This window comes from Flavobacterium bizetiae (assembly GCF_024271895.1).
Taxonomy (GTDB): Bacteria; Bacteroidota; Bacteroidia; order Flavobacteriales; family Flavobacteriaceae; genus Flavobacterium; species Flavobacterium bizetiae.
Genome location: NZ_CP091861.1, coordinates 4,044,282 through 4,062,432, shown reverse-complemented (window position 1 = coordinate 4,062,432; position 18,151 = coordinate 4,044,282). Strand labels below are relative to the sequence as shown.

The 18,151-nt window shown below is 31.8% G+C and carries 17 protein-coding genes; 6 read left to right on the top strand and 11 right to left on the bottom strand.

From position 1 onward, the window contains the following. Positions 1-28: 28 nt before the first annotated feature. Positions 29-2,365 carry a DUF7619 domain-containing protein gene (locus L0669_RS17300; RefSeq protein ID WP_263759033.1) on the top strand — a complete coding sequence of 779 codons (2,337 nt, stop codon included), beginning with the start codon at positions 29-31 and terminating at the stop codon, positions 2,363-2,365. A gap of 353 nt (positions 2,366-2,718) precedes the next feature. Here the strand turns inward: L0669_RS17300 and L0669_RS17295 are convergent, their stop codons facing one another. Together L0669_RS17295 and L0669_RS17290 are read right to left on the bottom strand one after the other, a co-directional pair. After that, the gene (locus L0669_RS17295) at positions 2,719-3,249 is read right to left on the bottom strand and encodes an ExbD/TolR family protein (RefSeq protein WP_263759032.1); all 531 of its coding nucleotides are present in this window, start codon (positions 3,247-3,249) and stop codon (positions 2,719-2,721) included. Between the two features lie 16 nt (positions 3,250-3,265). After that, entirely contained in the window at positions 3,266-3,799 is a 534-nt protein-coding gene (locus L0669_RS17290; RefSeq protein WP_263759031.1) for an ExbD/TolR family protein, read from the bottom strand. A 211-nt stretch (positions 3,800-4,010) separates the two neighbouring features. Between L0669_RS17290 and L0669_RS17285 the strand changes: the two genes are divergently transcribed. Beyond that, on the top strand, positions 4,011-4,565 hold the full coding sequence (locus tag L0669_RS17285) for a fasciclin domain-containing protein (protein WP_173973127.1): 555 nt from the start codon (positions 4,011-4,013) through the stop codon (positions 4,563-4,565). A gap of 93 nt (positions 4,566-4,658) precedes the next feature. Here the strand turns inward: L0669_RS17285 and L0669_RS17280 are convergent, their stop codons facing one another. The 9 genes from L0669_RS17280 to L0669_RS17240 all read right to left on the bottom strand — a co-directional run bounded on the left by L0669_RS17280 (position 4,659) and on the right by L0669_RS17240 (position 15,126). Continuing rightward, positions 4,659-5,504, bottom strand: a complete 846-nt coding sequence (locus L0669_RS17280; RefSeq protein WP_263759030.1) for an EamA family transporter — start codon at positions 5,502-5,504, stop codon at positions 4,659-4,661. A gap of 111 nt (positions 5,505-5,615) precedes the next feature. After that, positions 5,616-5,756, bottom strand: a complete 141-nt coding sequence (locus L0669_RS17275) for an SsrA-binding protein (RefSeq protein ID WP_173973125.1) — start codon at positions 5,754-5,756, stop codon at positions 5,616-5,618. An 86-nt stretch (positions 5,757-5,842) separates the two neighbouring features. Continuing rightward, on the bottom strand, positions 5,843-7,291 hold the full coding sequence (locus L0669_RS17270; protein WP_263759029.1) for a serine hydrolase: 1,449 nt from the start codon (positions 7,289-7,291) through the stop codon (positions 5,843-5,845). A 21-nt stretch (positions 7,292-7,312) separates the two neighbouring features. Then, a complete protein-coding gene (locus tag L0669_RS17265) occupies positions 7,313-9,127 on the bottom strand; it encodes a M56 family metallopeptidase (protein WP_263759027.1) in 1,815 nt (604 codons plus the stop codon). A gap of 5 nt (positions 9,128-9,132) precedes the next feature. Next, complete coding sequence (locus L0669_RS17260) at positions 9,133-9,501, bottom strand: BlaI/MecI/CopY family transcriptional regulator (protein ID WP_173973122.1); 369 nt, start codon at positions 9,499-9,501, stop codon at positions 9,133-9,135. A 26-nt stretch (positions 9,502-9,527) separates the two neighbouring features. Further along, positions 9,528-11,126: a M56 family metallopeptidase gene (locus L0669_RS17255; protein ID WP_263759026.1), complete on the bottom strand. Its 1,599-nt coding sequence runs from the start codon at positions 11,124-11,126 to the stop codon at positions 9,528-9,530. A 49-nt stretch (positions 11,127-11,175) separates the two neighbouring features. After that, complete coding sequence (locus L0669_RS17250) at positions 11,176-13,197, bottom strand: M56 family metallopeptidase (RefSeq protein ID WP_263759024.1); 2,022 nt, start codon at positions 13,195-13,197, stop codon at positions 11,176-11,178. A gap of 5 nt (positions 13,198-13,202) precedes the next feature. Beyond that, complete coding sequence (locus tag L0669_RS17245; RefSeq protein ID WP_263759022.1) at positions 13,203-13,571, bottom strand: BlaI/MecI/CopY family transcriptional regulator; 369 nt, start codon at positions 13,569-13,571, stop codon at positions 13,203-13,205. Between the two features lie 337 nt (positions 13,572-13,908). Further along, positions 13,909-15,126 (bottom strand): MDR family MFS transporter, encoded by a 1,218-nt coding sequence (locus L0669_RS17240; protein ID WP_263759021.1) that lies wholly within the window; start codon positions 15,124-15,126, stop codon positions 13,909-13,911. A gap of 97 nt (positions 15,127-15,223) precedes the next feature. Between L0669_RS17240 and L0669_RS17235 the strand changes: the two genes are divergently transcribed. From L0669_RS17235 to L0669_RS17220, 4 genes are all read left to right on the top strand, one after another. Then, positions 15,224-15,823: a DUF1684 domain-containing protein gene (locus L0669_RS17235; RefSeq protein ID WP_263759020.1), complete on the top strand. Its 600-nt coding sequence runs from the start codon at positions 15,224-15,226 to the stop codon at positions 15,821-15,823. Further along, a complete protein-coding gene (locus L0669_RS17230; protein ID WP_263759018.1) occupies positions 15,823-16,470 on the top strand; it encodes a TatD family hydrolase in 648 nt (215 codons plus the stop codon). Before L0669_RS17235 ends, L0669_RS17230 begins: the two co-directional genes overlap by 1 nt. A 128-nt stretch (positions 16,471-16,598) precedes the next feature. Continuing rightward, positions 16,599-17,312 carry a tRNA threonylcarbamoyladenosine dehydratase gene (locus tag L0669_RS17225; protein WP_173973115.1) on the top strand — a complete coding sequence of 238 codons (714 nt, stop codon included), beginning with the start codon at positions 16,599-16,601 and terminating at the stop codon, positions 17,310-17,312. 167 nt (positions 17,313-17,479) lie between these two features. Further along, complete coding sequence (locus L0669_RS17220; protein ID WP_263759017.1) at positions 17,480-18,142, top strand: HAD family hydrolase; 663 nt, start codon at positions 17,480-17,482, stop codon at positions 18,140-18,142. Positions 18,143-18,151 lie beyond the last annotated feature (9 nt).

Here is an 18,151-nt window from a genome sequence, read left to right as displayed (position 1 = left end):
AGTTATTTTTGTTTCAAAATACCACTTTATGAAAAAAATCTACTTTTTAGTTTCGGCTTTATTTTTTTTTAATGGTTTGAATGGGCAGGTTATTAATTTTGCTGACGCGAATTTTAAAACTAAGTTACTAGAGGCTAGTGATGCTAACAAAATTGCCAAAAATTTAGAGGGTAATTATTTTAAGATTGACAATAATAACAATGGTGAAATTGAGGAAAATGAAGTTCTAGCCGTTAAAGAATTGGATGTTTCACTTTCAAAAATTGCTAATTTAAGTGGAATTGAGTTTTTTATCAATCTAACATATTTAAATTGCTACTATAATGAAATAACTAATTTAAATATCACCAAGAATGTTGCTTTAACCTATCTGAATTGTATTCAAAATAAATTGACTAGTTTAAATGTAATTAACAACATTGCACTTGAACGATTATCTTGTGGTAACAATAAATTAGCAATTCTGAATTTAACTAATAATAAAGCTTTAATTACTTTATTATGCGGAAGCAATCCTTTAAAAAGTTTAGATATAAGTAATAATACCTCATTAACTACTTTACGTTGTGATATGATTCAATTGACGAGCTTAAACGTTAATAAAAATACTGCATTAACCGTTTTATCTTGTGATGGTAATTATTTGACAAACTTAAATGTAAGTAAAAATGTATTGTTACAGGAATTAGATATTAGTTCAAATAAATTAACGAGTATAGATGTTAGTAATAATGTCAAATTAACAAAGTTGTTTTGCGAAGACAATAAGCTTACAAGTCTGGATGTGAGTAAAAATAGTGTATTAACCACGTTATGGTGTGAAAAAAATGAATTAACAAGTTTGTTTGTAAAAAATGGAAGCGATGAAAAAAGCTTCACATTTTATGACAATCCCAACTTAAAATACATTTGCGCAGATGAATTACAACTTAGCAGTCTTCAAGGTTCAATCGAGTTATATGGTTATACCAATTGTCATGTAAACGCTTATTGTTCATTTTCACCTGGCGGAACTTTCTATTCGATTCAGGGAAATCTAAAATTAGACAATAACAATGATGGCTGTGACGCTTTAGATATAAGTGTTCCAAATGTAAAATTTAAAACTACCAACGGGGCGACCACAGGAAGTTTAATATCTAATAATTTGGGAAATTATTCAATTTCAGTACAAAAAGGATCTTATACTATTACACCAATTTTGGAGAATGAAACGTATTTTAATATATCTCCAGCAAATACAACTGTCACTTTCCCAGCGCAAACTAGTCCGATTCAACAAGATTTTTGTATCAAAGCCAATGGTATTCATTCAGATTTAGAAATCTCTTTACTGCCATTGCAACCTACAAGACCAGGTTTCGATGTAGTATATAAAATAGTTTATAGAAATAAAGGAAACAATACACAATCAGGTTCAGTAAATCTAACTTTTGATGATGCAGTTATAGACTTTGTTTCAGCAAATCCTGCAACTACTACAAGAGCCGAAAACAATTTATCATGGAATTTTTCTAATTTAAAACCATTCGAAACGCGTGAAATTATATTTACTTTAAATGTAAACTCACCTATGGAAACTCCACCAGTCAAGAATGGTGACGGTTTGAAATTTATAGCTGTAATAACATCCGAGAATACAGATGAAACTCCAATAGATAACATATTTAATTTAAGCCAAATCGCTGTAGGATCTTATGATCCGAACGACAAAACCTGTCTTGAAGGTGAAGTAATTACCCCTGGTTTAATTGGAGAATACGTTCATTATATGATTCGTTTTGAAAATACAGGAACTTACAAGGCTCAAAATATTGTAGTAAAAGATATGATCGATTTATCTAAATTTGATATTTCTACCTTAATTCCCACAAGTTCAAGCCACTCTTTTATTACTAAAATTTCAGAAACGAATAAGGTGGAATTTATTTTCGAAAACATTAATCTTCCCTATGATGATGCCAATAATGACGGTTATGTCGCTTTTAAAATTAAAACAAAACCAACATTAAAAGTCGGAGATTCTTTTACAAATGATGCGAATATCTATTTCGATTACAATTTTCCAATCTTAACCAATAAAGCAACTTCGACTTTTAAATCATTAACAACTCAGGATTTTGATTTCTCTAATTATTTTACGTTATATCCAAACCCTGCAAATGACATTTTAAATATTACTATTAAACAAGATATAGAAATACAATCGTTTGCTATTTATGACATTTTAGGGCAATTGGTCATCGCGGTTCCAAATGCAAAAACAGTCTCAAATATCGATGTTTCAAAGCTTAGAACAGGTAATTACTTTATAAAAGTAAAATCGGATAAAGGAAGTTCAAATATGAAATTTATCAAGAAATAACAATTTAATTCTAAATAGGAAGTCCCACAGCAATGCGGGACTTTTTTTTGCTTTGTATTTTTTACTCTTTGCGATATATAATAAGCGGATGATGCAGATTCGCAAGCGAAAACAAGCATATAAAACGGATTTTTTAATTTTGTAGCTACGAGGAGGAATGATTTTACTCAGTTGTCAGTTCGAGCGAAGTCGAGAACTTTTCATGAATTGAAATTTGGAATTTCACCATTGAATTTTATTTTTTCTCAGGAGCTATTTCCTGCTTTCCGCTTCAATCTTTTTATTTTTTAAAGAAAAAAATAAAAAGGATTTCCACTTCAATCAGGGCTAGGGCAGTCGTTTTTAAAAGATATTTATCTTACTGCCAATAATTTTTCTTCTTCAGCAGTAAATTCATTTAGAATGCTGTAATTCTGAATGTTTAGTATCTTCATTTCATCTAAAATATTAACTAGATTTCCGTAATTAGATTTTTGAGAGGGTTTAATAATTACAATTATTCCATTTTTAGGTTTTCCAATATTTTTAGAATATTCAAGCACAATTTTACTTTTTTGAATTAATTCTTTTCGAATTCCGTTTTTACTGTAATTGATTTTTTTAGGAGTTTCAGTAGGATAATCAATTAGTCCCGAATAAATAATCATTTCGTCATTATCGTCTAGTAATATTGTCAATATACGGTTTTCATCTATGTGTCTACAGCCAAAATACTCACCGCAATCATCACAACCCGACATTCCATATTCTAAAACTTTTGGTTTCGCCAACTCAATCGTAACCATAAAAAAGATAATCAACAAGAAAGAAACACTTACCATTGCGGTCAAATCAACTCTTGCACTTAACTTTTTACTTCTAATTTTTTTAGGTAGGTTTTGCATAGATTTTATGAATTAATTATTTTAAAGCTAATAATTTTGATTCCTCTGGAGTAAAATCATTGATAATCGCATAAGTGTCAATATTAGCAATAGCCATTTCGTCAAGAATATCTACAAGGTTTTTAAAATTTGACTTTTTACTTGGTTTTATAATTACAATAGGGCCGTTTTTTGGCTTTCCAATTGCTGTAGAATATTCTGTTATATTTTTTCTTCTATCAAAAAGTTCCTGACGAATTCCATTTTTTCCATAATTTAATACTTTTGGATCTACTATAGGAGTAAATAAAAGTCCTGAATACGTAATGATTTTATTATTATCGTCCAGTAAAATGGTTACAATACGAGTTACATCCGGACCACAGCTAATGTAAGTCCCCCTATAAGTCCATTCATTATCAGGCAAATTAAAATCGATAGCTTTAGGTTTCGCCAATTCAATCGTAACCATAAAAAAAATAATCAACAAGAAAGAAACACTTACCATTGCGGTCAAATCAACTCTTGTACTTAACTTTTTACTTCTAACTTTTTTGGGTAAATTTTCCATAAATGATAAATTGATTTACTAAAGTTAACAATAAATTTAACATATTGATCAATGTGCTTTTAAAAATAATCAAAAATAAATTTAAGTATTAAACGCTTGTTTTACAGTCATCTTTGAGGATGTTTCAATGTTTTTTAAACTTTTTTAAAGATTTAATAAAACCAAAACAATTATTACCGCGTAAATGAGCTTATAACTTAAAATATTAATTATGAAAACTAGAAAATTTTTAGCCGTAGCAATCTTAGCATTAGGATTTGGATTTACATCATTTGCACAAAAAACTGTAATGGTTGGAGGAGCTGCAATGTACCCAAACAAAAATATTATTGAAAATGCCGTAAACTCAAAAGATCATACGACATTAGTAGCTGCTGTAAAAGCTGCCGGATTAGTTGAAACACTAGAAGGTAAAGGACCATTCACCGTTTTTGCCCCAACAAATGCCGCGTTTGATAAGTTACCAAAAGGAACTGTTGAAACTTTATTGAAACCAGAAAACAAAAAAATGTTGCAAACGATCTTGACCTATCATGTTGTTGCAGGAAAAATGAATGCTTCTGATATCGCTAAAGCAATTAAAGCAGGAAAAGGAAAAGCGACTCTTAAAACTGTTAGCGGTGGTACTCTAACTGCATGGATGAAAGGAAAAGATTTATACATCAGTGACGAAAGCGGAAACAAAGCTAAAGTTACAATTGCAGATGTAAACCAATCTAATGGTGTAATTCACGTTGTAGATACAGTATTATTACCTAAACAATAATCACTGTTTCAATAAAAGGAGATTAAATTAAAAATTCCAAATTCCACTTTATATGTTGGGATTTGGAATTTTTAATTTTATAATTTTTACAGTTTATCTTTTCGCTGTCAAGGTTGATCCGGCTGAAGCAATAACAACACAAAATACCGCCAGAATTTCATATAAATTGAGTTTTTCCTGCAAGAATATAAAGGCACATATAGAAGCCGCTGCTGGCTCTAAACTCATTAAAATACTAAATGTTCGCGGAGGAAGCTGACCTAAAGCTTTCATTTCGAGTGTAAACGGAATCGCGCTTGATAAAAGAGCCAAGGCAACACCCATACCAAAAAGTTTAGGAGTAAGATTTGCCAGACCGTTTTCGTAGAAACCGAAAGGCAAAATTAAAATAGCAGCAAATAACATTCCGGTTGATACCGCCTGACCATCATTCATAATTTGAGAAACTTTCCCGCCCAAAACAATATAGGTTGCCCATAATGCACCAGCCAACAGCGCAAAGAGAACTCCCAAAAGATCTACACCTTCATTTGTCCAGGGAGTAATTAAAGCGATTCCGATAGCGGCCAATATTACCCAGCAATAATCAATCAAACGTTTTGAGCCAATTATAGCCACTAATAAAGGCCCTACGAATTCAAGCGTAACGGCTAATCCGATAGATATTCTTTCTATTGCTAAATAGAAAACCAAATTCATCGCACCTAAACATAAACCATACGGAATAACCATTTTCCATTGTCTTGGCGTAATTGTTCTTAAATTTGGTCTGTAAGCCAATAATAAAATTACAGCAGAGAATCCAATTCGGATAGAAGCTGTTCCGGCAGCTCCAATAGCCGGAAATAAACTTTTGGCAATTGCAGCTCCGCATTGCACACTAACGATTGCTAAAAGCACAGCGTAAATAGGAGGGATATTAAAATCTTTGTTTTTCATTAGAAATAATTGATGAGATAAAAAATGCATTGACAAAGCAAATGATTTCTTTCTCAAGAGGGATTGTTGAAATTAAGTTCAACTCTTTATATAAAGGATTGGGATATTTGATTATTCTACGGCACGTTTTGTAACAAAAGCACGATAACCAATAATAGCCATTTGCCATTTTTTTGCTTTCGAAATGTCTAAACCTTGTTTAGTAAAACTAGGTAAAAGGACTTTATTGATTTTGGCTAAAATTTTATACATGGCATTTTAATTTTTGCAAAGATATAAAAAAAGACCTTGCGGTTAGGCAAAGTCTTTTTTGGTTGATTTTCAGGTTTCAGCTTGATTTATGATTTCTGCTGTAAGAGTTTATCAATCTTATCCAGCATTTCTTTTGCATTTGCATTGTCAGGTTTTAATTCTAATGACTTTTTATAGGTTTCTTTTGAAATTTCGAACTGATTGTTTCTAAAATAACCATCGGCTAAACTGTCAAATGCATTCCCGGATTTTGGATTTTCGATTGTATTTAATTCTAAAACTTTGATTCCGTCATTGATTCTTCCGTGATCCATCAAAGTATAACCAATAATATTGAGTCGGTATTGAAAATCCCAATCAGGATGACTTTTTTTGATAGCCAAATAATTTTGTTTTGCTTTTTCGATATTCAATTTTAAAAAAGTCTGATTAACCTTTTCGCCAGCGAGATAATAATCATCTTTTAATGATTGATCTACAATTGATGCAACGTGGTTGATCACCTGACTCTGAACATACAAAGAAGAATATTTGTGCCCGTTTGATAAAAATACAATCGTTAGTTTATTATCAGGAAATTTTCTAAACGCTGTTTCATTTCCTCCTGTAAAACCGTACGAAAGAATTTTATTTACCGGAACAATTTCCCAGCCATAAGCAAAACGGTCTGTGTTGTTAGCAAATTGAAAAGGTTTCCACATCGAATATTTAGTTTCTTTATTGAGGTAAACATCTTTGTCCAGATTTTCGTTCCATTGTATAAAGTTCTGTAAAGTAATGTTTAAGCCATTGGCAGAATGCGCATCAAAACCAAAATTTGAAGTGCTTTTTGTATAATTCTTCGTTTTGATATCATAATTATAGCGAGGAGCACTATAAGGGAAATTTTCTCCAAAATTTGAAGAGAAATAAGCGCCTGATTGTATTGCAGGAAATTGATTTTGCAGAATATAATCTTCAAAAGTTAAACCGGTAATTTTCTCTATAATTTTGGTTAAAAATAAATAGTTGGTTTGATTATAACTGTATTCATTTCCAGTTGCAAACTCCATTGGTTTTTGAGATAAAATCGCCATTTTTTCATCAAAAGACATTGTAATTTTAATATCCTCGAACATCACAATATTAGGCAACCCAGAAGAATGCGATAGTAAATTTTTAATCTGTATCGTTTGCCATTCTTTAGGAAGATTTCCAATATATTTAGAAATAGGATCTTCTAATGACAATTTGCCTTTTTCAATAAGCTGAAATACACCAATATTGGTTATAAGTTTTGTTGTAGAAAAGAGTTTAAAAGCAGTGTTTTTATCCACTGCTTTATGATCTTCAAGAGAAGCTTTTCCAAAATACTTCTCATAAATAACTTTACCGTTTTTTACAACGCCTAGTGCTACTCCCGGGATTTCGTTTATTTGTATTACTTCTTTAATGTAAGTATCAATTTTTTGTTCTATTAGTCGACCTTCATTTTTTTGACTAAATGACAAATTAAAAATCAATAGGAGAGATGTTATAAAAAATGAGTTTTTCATGTATGTCTTTAAGGATATTGATTACGATTTTTTGCTCTCTAATTCTTTTCTTTTTAATTCTTTTTCATAAAGTTTCATATCCTTCTCATATTGCTTCATGTGTTTTTCAAGTTTCTTCATATCAACTTCATGCTGTTTCATGTCAAGTTCATATTGCTTCATGTTTACTTCAAAAGCTTTAGAGTCTTTGCCATACTTTTGCTCGATATCCTGAGTAAATTTATCCATATCGGCATTAAATTTATCCATAGCAAGTTCGTATTTAGCCATTTCCTTCTCGTACATCGCTCCTTTTTGTGACATGATTTCATCTACTTGTTTTCCGTAAGCTGATATTTGCGGTTCGATAACGGCCATTTTTTTCTCAAAATCAGCCATTTCCTTTTCGAATTTTGCCATTGCAGCTTTATCTTTATGATTTAACGGAGGCGTAGGAGGGGGTGGAATTTTAAAATTGGCATTAGGCGCTTGCGGCATAGCTCCGCCAGGAAATACAGGAGGAGTTGGCGGTACAGGTGGAGCAGAAGGTGCAGATAACACATTGCCATTTACAACATTTGCCTGACCTAGTTGTGTCATATGCTTTCCAACAACCGTTGTTTTATCTGAGGCATCCTCTGTAATAATGCCAACTTTTTTAGCACCATTACTTTCAGTGTTGATTACAATACCACAATTTGCGATAGCTTCGTCACCATCAATTTGCAGTATTTGTGAATCTTCTGTTCCTTTTTGAATATCAACTCTAATAGCGATTAACTCTTTTTTGCTATTTCTTTTTACATCAGAAATTACAACATCAATATTGTGTTTTTGTTTTAAGTTTTCAGCCATTTCTTTTAATTGCTGATCAGTTGTATTTTTCTGAATTTTAAAAACATAAACAGGATCTTGTTTTTCACCGACTTCTTTATGTGCTTTTTGTTCTTTTTCTTGCGCGATAATATTAATTTGAAATAAAAGCACAAAAGCTACAAGTGCCGGAATTATAGCGTAATATTTCCAGTAATTACGCTTTTTTGATTGATTTTTGTTTAACATGACGATTCGTTTTTTGATTAATGATTGATAAAAATGATTGGTAATAGCAACACAAGTTTCATGTGTTGTAATTTTTAAAAGCGTGTATTGATACGCTTTTTTATCGGATATTTTTTTGGCAGCTTCACTATCAGCAATAAACTCAAGGTTTTGCAGAATAGCTTTTTTGTACAGCCAAATGATGGGATTGAACCAGAAAAGCACACAGAAAACACGTGATATCAATACATCTACGGTATGATTTTGATCACTATGTACTTTTTCGTGTTCAATAATATTCTCTAATTCTGAAGCTGTATACATTGATGAGTTGTATACGATGTAATCAAAATAAGAAAAAGGAGCAATGTTTTCGTTAATATCTACAAATTTAAAATCGGCTTGTTGTTGTACTTCTTTACCTTTTAGAACTGTATTCAAGCTATAAAAATCAATGGCGAATTTTATTACCAAAGCAATAAAGCCAAGAATATAAATCCCCAACAGAACATAATTCCAATTAATTTCAAAAGATTCATTTTGAACAGTATGAAGCGGAATATGAGAGAAGTTTAAATTTACTACTGCGTTAGTTTTTTGTTCTATAGCCGGAGCTTCAATAACAGCACTTGGCTCTACCCAAACAATCTTGTTGTATACCAAAAATGGTAAAACTACTGAGGTTATCAAACCTGCCAATAAAAACCATCTGCTGCTGCTAAAAAAGGTTTCCTTGCGCAATAAAAAGTAATAAGCGAAATAAAAAAGAACCAACAATCCGCTTGATTTTGCGATAAAAATAAAAAGTGCTTCCATAACGATTATATTGCTTCTTTTGAAGTTTCAATCATAGCTAAGATCTCGCGTAATTCTGCTGCAGAAATTTTTTCTTCTTTCGCAAAAAACGAAACCATATTTTTATAAGAACTATTAAAATAGTTGTCGATTGCGGTATTCATATACTTTTTACTATATGCTTCCAACGTAACTACCGGATAATATTGATGCGTGTTTCCAAAAGCATTATGACCTACAAAACCTTTCTCTTCAAGATTGCGAACAATTGTCGAAAGCGTGTTGTAATGCGGCTGCTCTTCAGTAATCTCTGCCTGTATTTCTTTTACGAATGCTTTTTTAAGCCTCCATAAAATGTGCATGATTTCTTCTTCTTTATTGGTTAACTTTTGCATGATTTTAGTTTTTTAAGTAACCGAAACTATTCTTTTTTAGTTTCGATTACAATTACTCCGTTTTTACCTTCTTCACCATATTTTTTTGCAGCCTCAGGACCTTTAAAAACATTCATCGTTTTGATATTAAGCTCTTGAAGATCTTCAGCACTTGAAGTAATTACAACACCGTCAACAATTACCAATGGATCTGATTTTTTCGCATTATCACTACCCGAAGAAGATACTGTAATAACAGTTCCGTCCTTAATGTTACTATTTATATTATAGCTATAAGAAGTATTTACATCAGCATTTACAACATTAGTACTAGCACTTGCACTAGTGTTTTTATCAGAAGTAGAATTATTTTTAGCATTTTTAGCAGAATTAGTATTGCTTTTAGCGTCTTGTTTAATAGTTATTGTTTTACTGGTAGAATTTTGTTGGTCTTTACCTGATTCATCGCCAGTTTGAAAACCTACTTTTTTACTGCCGTCTTTCTCTGTTGTAACGATTATTCCAAAATTTTTGATAGGCTTGCTTCCTCCAGTCTGAATAGATTGTGATTCGTTCTTGCCAATTTTGATATCAATTTTAATCGAAGTCAGATCGCTTTCAGCATTTCTTTTTATATCAGAAGCTTCAAAATCAATATTATGAATTGTTTTTAATTTTTCTTTGATTTCTTTTAATTCAGCATCCGTAGAATTCTTTTTGACTTTGTAAATATCAACAGACGCAATTTCTCCTGAATTTTCTTTTAGAATTTGTTGTCTTTCTTTTGCAATTACTTCAATCTGAAATAAAAGGACAAAAGCTACCAGTGCCGGAATGATCACATAGAACTTCCAGGAATTTCTCTTTTTTGATTGTTTTTTGTTTAACATAATGATTCGTTTTTTGATTAATGATTGATAAAAATGATTGGTAATGGCAACACAATTTTCATGTGTTGTTATTTTTAAAAGCGTGTATTGATACGCTTTTTTGTCGGATATTTTTTGTGCAGCCTCGCTATCAGCAATAAACTCCAGATTTTGTAATATGGCTTTTTTATACAGCCAAATAATTGGATTGAACCAAAACAACACACAAAAGATTCTCGATACTAAAACATCTATAGTATGATTTTGCTCGCTGTGTACTTTTTCATGTTCAAGAATACTTTCTAACTCTGATGCGCTGTACAGTGATGAGTTGTACACGATATAATCAAAGTAGGAGAAAGGAGCAATATTTTCGTTGATGTCTACAAATTTAAAATCGGCTTGTTGTTTTACTTTTTTACCTTTTAGTACAGAATTCAGGCTATAAAAATCAAAAGCAAACTTTAGTAAAAAGCCCAGAAAACCCATAACATAAATTGCTATTAAAGCTAAGTTCCAATCGATTGTAAAAGATTCAACAGTGTTAGGTTCCGGCGTATAAATTTGAGAACCATTTACCAAAAACGGAGTAGGATCGACCCAAACTGTTTTGGTATATACAACAAAAGGTAATACAATAGAAGTAATTAATCCAGCTAATAAAAACCATCTGTTGCTATTAAAAAAAGTCTCTTTGCGCAGTAAAAAATAATAAGCACAGTAAAACAATACTAATAAACCCGTGGATTTTGCGATAAATGTGAAGAGTGTTTCCATAAATATTTATTTATCCTTTTTGGAGGTTTAATTACAACTAAGCTTTGAATTATTTTCTTGTAGTAATAACAATTACGCCGTCTTTTCCTTTTTCACCGTATTTGGCTACGGCTTCAGATCCTTTAAAAATTTCCATCTTTTTGATGTCTAATTTATCTAATTCACCCAGACTTTTATCTTTTACGATTACTCCGTCAACAATTATTAATTGTTTGTCTTTTTTATCAGATTGTGTAGTAGTTGATGATTCGCTATTGTTACTTTTAATTATTGGATATCCTTTGTAAACCTTCTTTTCATTACCATCTTTGTCTGTTGGAGTTTTGGTAGTAATTTCTATTACACCATTTTTTCCGTCCGAACCATATTTTGCAGTAGCTTTTTCTCCTTTCAGGACATTTATACTGCTAATTTTGTTCGGATCCATATCTTTCGTATCAAAATCAGGACTTGCTAAATCACCATTAATCACTACAAGCGGTTTTTCCTGTTGGTTTACTATTGTTGTAACCTGCGAATTTGTTTTTACAGTACCGTTATTAGAAGTACTGGTTACAGTTTTTGTAGTGATGCTTATTGTATTTTCTTTAGTATTAACATCAACTTTGTCAATTGTTTTCTGATCTAAAAGAGAAAGTTCTTTTTCGTTCGATTTTACACCATTAATATAAATTTCTTTATCAGTAATTTTAAAAGGCTCAGTAAGATGTTTGGTAATAACAGTAATAATTGTTTTACCTGATTTTTTTGAAACATCTACACTTTCGATTTCTTTAGAATCCAGTTTTGCCAGATCCTCTTCAGTTGATTTTTCGCCATTAATAAAAATCTCTTTTTCTCCGGCCGCAACTGAATTACTTAATGCCTGTATATTGTTATCGGTAATTGATGATTCATCACTTTTAAAATCGATAGTTAATTTTCCTTTTTCAAGCGTAGAGACAATGATTGCAAAAGCTTTGATCGCATCATCTCCTTTAACCTGCATTTGTTTCGAAATTTCGTTTCCTTTTTTTAATTCGATTTTAATAGCAGTCAGTTCGCCTTTCGAGTTTCTTTCTAAATCTGAAAAACTTGCTGTAATATCAAAATTCTCCTTTAGTAATTTTGTTTTTTGATTGAATTCTCCATCTGTAGTTGTTTTTGTGATTTTAAAAACATCCATTCCGCCTAAATTACTTTTTGTCGTTACAATTTGAGGTTTTTCATGCGCAACGGTTTCAATTTGAAATAAAAGAACAAAAGCAACAAGTGCCGGAACAACAACGCAAAACTTCCAGGAGTTTCGTTTTTTTGATTGATTTTTGTTTAACATAACAATTCGTTTTTTGATTAATGATTGATAAAAATGATTGGTGATGGCAATACAATTTTCATGTGTTGTTATTTTTAAAAGAGTGTATTGATATGCTCTTTTGTCGGTGATTTTTTTCGCAGCTTCTTTATCGGCAATAAACTCAAGATTTTGAGTAATAGCTTTTTTATAGAGCCACACAATTGGATTGAACCAAAAAAAGATGCAAAAAACTCTCGAAATAAGCACATCAACAGTATGATTTTGCTCGCTGTGTACTTTTTCATGTTCAATAATATTCTCTAATTCTATAACCGTATACATTGATGAGTTGTAAACGATATAATCAAAATAAGAGAAGGGCGCTATGTTTTCTGTAGTATCAATAAATTTGAAATCAGCTTGTTGAGATACTTTTTTTCCTTTTAAAAGAGTATTTAAACTTTTAAAATCCATTAAAAATTTAAATACAAAAGCAAGAAAACCAATACTATATAAAGTGATAATGATATAATTCCAATTGATCTGAAAAGATTCTTTTACCGGTTCAGAAATATTTATTTGAGCAAGGTTCAAATTTATCATCGGAGTAGGATCAACCCAAATATCTTTGGTATACACCAAAAAAGGCAATACGACCGAAGTGATTAATCCGGCCAATAAAAACCATCTGTTGCTATTAAAAAAAGTCTCTTTGCGCAATAAAAAATAATAAGCACAATAAAACAAAACTAATAGTCCACTGGATTTTGCGATAAATATGAAAAATGCTTCCATAATAATTATTTTTCTTCTTTTGGAGATTCAATCATAGCCAGGATTTCGCGTAATTCTTGTGCCGAAATTTTCTCTTCTTTGGCAAAAAACGAAACCATATTTTTATAAGAACTATTAAAATAGTTGTCAATGGCAGTATTCATATACTTTTTGCTGTAGGCTTCTAAAGTAATTATAGGATAATATTGGTGTGTGTTTCCAAATGCATTATGAGCTACAAAACCTTTTTCCTCCAGATTACGCACAATTGTCGAAAGTGTGTTGTAATGAGGTTGGTCTTCAGTAATTTCTGCCTGAATTTCTTTTACGAATGCTTTTTTAAGTTTCCATAAAATTTGCATGATTTCCTCTTCCTTGTTGGTTAACTTTTGCATGTTTTTCTAATTTTAATTCAAACCTACAACTATTTTTTTAGTTACGCAACTATAAAAGTAGTTAATTAACTAAAAAACACGTTTGAATAGAATTGAGAGCTTGAAAATGATGGGAGAGTTAACCGTAATTCCGATGGCTAACAGGAGCAAGGTTTTTCTATAATAGTCAAATATAAACGTAAAGTTCGCAAGGCTTTATGTAGATATAGCCTTGCGAACTTTGCGTTTATATAAGAATCTAAAAATAAAAAAAACCTAGCGTGCATTGCGGTTAAAACATACAGCTTTAATCTATTTGCAGTAAAATTTGTCAGATGAGTACAAGCAGAATAAATCTTTAGAGAACTTTCTCTTTATGCAACGCCTTCTTAATCCATAAACAACAAAGCGTTGCAATAATTCCGATAGAAGCCATGAAAAACCAATTGGCCTGATAACCTAATCTCGAGATAATTTCGAAACCAACTTTAGAACTAACGATATGGGCTAAACTAAAACTCATTGTATAAAGCGCCATATATCGGCCTTCCTGTCCACGCGGAGCTCGACTCAGCGCAAATGCATTCGAAAACGGAAAGGTTAAGATTTCTCCAATCGAAATACAAATCATACTAATAACGAGAATTCCCGCCCAAACATTAATCAATAATAAATAAAAACTCAGCGCCATTATAAATGATCCGAGAATGATAATTCTGATCTTCGGAAAGCCTTTTCGCTCCATAAAACCAACGGTAGGCATTTCGAGCGCAAAGATTAGTAATCCGTTTAAAGTCATTAATAAACCGGTTTGAAATTCGCTTAAACCAAATTTCTCATTATGATATAAAGGTAAAGTCGTAAAAAGCTGAAAGAAAATCATAGCCGTGATAAAACTTACAAATAAGAAAACCCAAAAGATTTTATCATGAAAAACAGATTTTATGGCTGCAGCACTTTCAGATTTATCCTCGTGAACGACTTTTTTCTTCTCTTTAACCAGTAAAGCAAAAATCGAAATCGAAACAATACACGAAGCGCCATCTATCCAGAATAAACCTGAATATCCAATTCCCATAATAATCAAACCACCTAAAGCAGGACCGGCAGCAAAACCCAAATTCACGGCTAATCGTACCAAAGTCAGGGCTCTTGTTCTGTTTTCTGGCTTGGCATAAGCACCTAAGGAAACAAACATTGCCGGACGAAACATATCTGCAATGGTCATTAAAACAAACATTGCAATACACAACGCCCAAAATGTAGTTATATATTGTATGAAGAAAAGCGAAACTCCACTCGTAAATAAACTGAAAATCATGATTCTGTAAAAACCAATCTTATCCGATAATTTTCCGCCCAACCATGAACCCAACATCGATCCTAAACCAAAAGCTACCATAATCCAACCTACCTGATTATATGTAAATTGAAGATCTTCTTTTAAATATTTCGATAAAAACGGAAGCACCATCGTTCCCGCGCGATTGATAAAAGTAACAATTGTAAGTATCCAAATTTCTCTCGAAAATCCTTTAAAATTATTGATGTAGTGACTAAAAGCGGTCTTGAGCATTATAAATAAGTTATTTGCAACAAAGTTACGAAACTTTGTAGGGATCAGCGGTTGCTGCTTTGTTACTTTTAAACTATTTTTGCTCAAAATTTCAAAGATGAAAAATGTTATTGCTTTTTTAGTATTACTGATTGTAAATTTCTGTTTTGCCCAAAATAAATTTGATCAAAAAGAAGCTGAAAAATTTCAGAAGACCATAAATGGCGAATATGCTGATCCTAAAACAAGTCCGTTGATGGAAGAAGATTTAAAGATTTTTAAAACTTTAGATTTTTATCCTATAAACAGTAAATATTTTGTGAATGCAAAATTCGAAAAGGCGAAAAATGAAAAAGTTTTCGAAATGAAAACTACAGGAACAAGAACGCCAAAATACATTAAATACGGAACGTTATATTTTACTATAGATGGAGTGGAGCTTAAGCTGAATGTTTACAGAAATATAGAACTTTCAAAAACCAAAGAGTACAAGGATCATTTGTTTCTGCCTTTCTCAGATTTAACTTCAGGAAAGGAAAGTTATATAGGAGGAAGATATATTGATCTAAAAATCCCGAAAGGAAATACACTTGCAGTAGATTTTAATCAGGCATATAATCCGTATTGCGCTTACAATCATAAGTATTCTTGTCCGTTAGTTCCGTTAGAAAACGATTTGAATGTTGAAATAAAAGCAGGAGTAAAAACTTTTCATTAATGCAATTCTTCAATTTTCATACGCATCAATTTACCAATCAATCTACTATTTTAGAATTGGTCAATCAATATCCGGAGGAGCTTGATGCGTCGATTCCGTTTTATTCTATTGGAATTCATCCGTGGTATATTAAGGAAGATCGACTTAATGAAGATTTGAGAATTATTGAAGAAAAATTACAAACCGAAAATTGCCTGGCGATTGGCGAATGCGGTCTAGATAAGCGAATAGAAATTCCTTTAGATCAGCAAGTTCTGGTTTTTGAAAAACAATTGGCTTTGGCCGAAAAATACAAAAAACCGGTTGTCATACATTGCGTTGCCGCTTTTCAGGAAGTGATTGCCATTAAAAAGAAAATGAAAATTTCGGTTCCGATGATTATTCATGGTTTTTCTAAAAACAATCATCTCGCTACTCAACTAATTGCAGCAGGATTTTATCTTTCATTTGGAAAGTATTTATTAAAAAATCCGGATTTAAAAATGGTATTTCAGAATAGTCCAAACGATCGGTTTTTTCTGGAAACAGATACAATTGAAGAAAGTATCGAACAAGTTTATGATCTGGCAGCAGAATATAAAAATATAACAATTAAGGAATTACAAGAGCTTATCTCAAGTAATTATCGGAATGTTTTTGAGAAGTAAAAATATAAAGTTTGTCACCCTGAGCGAAGTCGAAGGGCTTTAAAATTAGAAAGGGCTTCGACTTCGCTCAGCCTGACAAACCTAAAACAAAATATTAAAAACAAATAAAAAACAACAAAATAAGATATATGGCAGAGTGGACAGAAAGAGCCGAGCTTTTATTTACAAAAGAAGGATTGCAAAATTTACAAAACTCAAATGTTTTGGTAGTAGGATTAGGTGGAGTGGGATCATTTGCAGCTGAATTTTTAGCAAGAGCAGGAGTAGGGAGTATGACAATTGTTGACGGAGACGTTGTAGATATTACCAATATCAACAGACAATTACCTGCTTTACATTCAACCGTAGGACAGCCTAAAATTACAATCGTAGGAGATCGTTTGATGGATATTAATCCTGAATTGAAACTTACGCGTGTTCAGGAATTTTTATCTCCGGAAAGAGCTTTTGAAATTGTTTCTCCGGAATTCGATTACGTTTTGGACTGTATTGACAGTATTACACCAAAATTGAACCTGATTATTGCAGCAAAACGCAAAAGAGTGAGAATCATAAGCAGTATGGGCGCTGGCGGAAAAATGCTGGCTTCTAAAGTAAAAGTAACTGATATCTCGAAAACCATCAACTGTTACTTTTCTAAAACCATTAGAAAACGTCTGAAAGCAGAAAAAATAAACAAACTAAAAGTAGTTTTCTCTTCTGAAATTCAAGACGAAAAAAGCTTAAAACTTACCGACGGAAAGAACTTTAAAAAGTCATTCTACGGAACCAACAGTTATATGCCAGGTCTTTTTGGCCTACACGTAGCCGAAACCGTGATTAGATATTTGCTTAAAAAGTAAGACGCTAAGATTCTAAGCTTCTAAGTTGCTAAGATATTAGTTTAGTAACTCTGAATTCTTAGTTTCGTAATGTCTTAATAATAACTTTGTCAAAGTTTAAAACTTTGACAAAGTTGCTAAAAAAACTTAGAGCCTTAGCAACTCAGAACCTTAGTACCTTAAAAAAAATGATTAAAACAGTAATTTTCGATATGGATGGTGTAATTGTAGACACTGAACCCGTTCATCGTTATGCCTACTACAAACAATTCTCAGAATTAAATATTACAGTACCCGAGGAAATGTATACTACGTTTACCGGATTTTCGACTCGAAATACATTTCAGACTCTGAAAGGATTTTTCTCGACAATTGAGCACGAGGTAGAAGATTTAATTCAGAGAAAAAGAAATATTTTTAATGATGCTTTTGATACCAAAGAAGATTTGTATCTTTTAGAAGGCGTCGAAGATTTGATTAAAGATTTATACAACACCGGAATACAGTTAATTTTAGCTTCATCGGCTTCAAAAGTTACGATCGATCGCGTGTTTACAAGATTTAATTTGCATCAATATTTTACGGATATTGTGAGTGGAGAGGATTTTCCGCAATCAAAACCAAATCCGGCTATTTTTATTCATGCGGCATCTTTATCAGTTGCGCCAAAAGAAGAATGCATCATTATAGAAGATAGCACAAACGGTGTAAAAGCAGCAAAAGCGGCTGGAATCTACTGTGTAGGATATAACAGTCAACATTCTAAGTCACAGGATTTGTCAGATGCAGATATTATCATCAACAATTTCAGCGAATTAGACGCTCAAAAAATATCACAGCTAAAGGGCTGAATTATAGAA

Bases quoted from the DNA above. Each gene is read 5' to 3' on its own strand.
- L0669_RS17300 (WP_263759033.1), top strand. From the start codon at position 29: ATGAAAAAAATCTACTTTTTAGTTTCGGCTTTATTTTTTTTTAATGGT.
- L0669_RS17295 (WP_263759032.1), bottom strand. From the start codon at position 3,249: ATGCAAAACCTACCTAAAAAAATTAGAAGTAAAAAGTTAAGTGCAAGA.
- L0669_RS17290 (WP_263759031.1), bottom strand. From the start codon at position 3,799: ATGGAAAATTTACCCAAAAAAGTTAGAAGTAAAAAGTTAAGTACAAGA.
- L0669_RS17285 (WP_173973127.1), top strand. From the start codon at position 4,011: ATGAAAACTAGAAAATTTTTAGCCGTAGCAATCTTAGCATTAGGATTT.
- L0669_RS17280 (WP_263759030.1), bottom strand. From the start codon at position 5,504: ATGAAAAACAAAGATTTTAATATCCCTCCTATTTACGCTGTGCTTTTA.
- L0669_RS17275 (WP_173973125.1), bottom strand. From the start codon at position 5,756: ATGTATAAAATTTTAGCCAAAATCAATAAAGTCCTTTTACCTAGTTTT.
- L0669_RS17270 (WP_263759029.1), bottom strand. From the start codon at position 7,291: ATGAAAAACTCATTTTTTATAACATCTCTCCTATTGATTTTTAATTTG.
- L0669_RS17265 (WP_263759027.1), bottom strand. From the start codon at position 9,127: ATGGAAGCACTTTTTATTTTTATCGCAAAATCAAGCGGATTGTTGGTT.
- L0669_RS17260 (WP_173973122.1), bottom strand. From the start codon at position 9,501: ATGCAAAAGTTAACCAATAAAGAAGAAGAAATCATGCACATTTTATGG.
- L0669_RS17255 (WP_263759026.1), bottom strand. From the start codon at position 11,126: ATGGAAACACTCTTCACATTTATCGCAAAATCCACGGGTTTATTAGTA.
- L0669_RS17250 (WP_263759024.1), bottom strand. From the start codon at position 13,197: ATGGAAGCATTTTTCATATTTATCGCAAAATCCAGTGGACTATTAGTT.
- L0669_RS17245 (WP_263759022.1), bottom strand. From the start codon at position 13,571: ATGCAAAAGTTAACCAACAAGGAAGAGGAAATCATGCAAATTTTATGG.
- L0669_RS17240 (WP_263759021.1), bottom strand. From the start codon at position 15,126: ATGCTCAAGACCGCTTTTAGTCACTACATCAATAATTTTAAAGGATTT.
- L0669_RS17235 (WP_263759020.1), top strand. From the start codon at position 15,224: ATGAAAAATGTTATTGCTTTTTTAGTATTACTGATTGTAAATTTCTGT.
- L0669_RS17230 (WP_263759018.1), top strand. From the start codon at position 15,823: ATGCAATTCTTCAATTTTCATACGCATCAATTTACCAATCAATCTACT.
- L0669_RS17225 (WP_173973115.1), top strand. From the start codon at position 16,599: ATGGCAGAGTGGACAGAAAGAGCCGAGCTTTTATTTACAAAAGAAGGA.
- L0669_RS17220 (WP_263759017.1), top strand. From the start codon at position 17,480: ATGATTAAAACAGTAATTTTCGATATGGATGGTGTAATTGTAGACACT.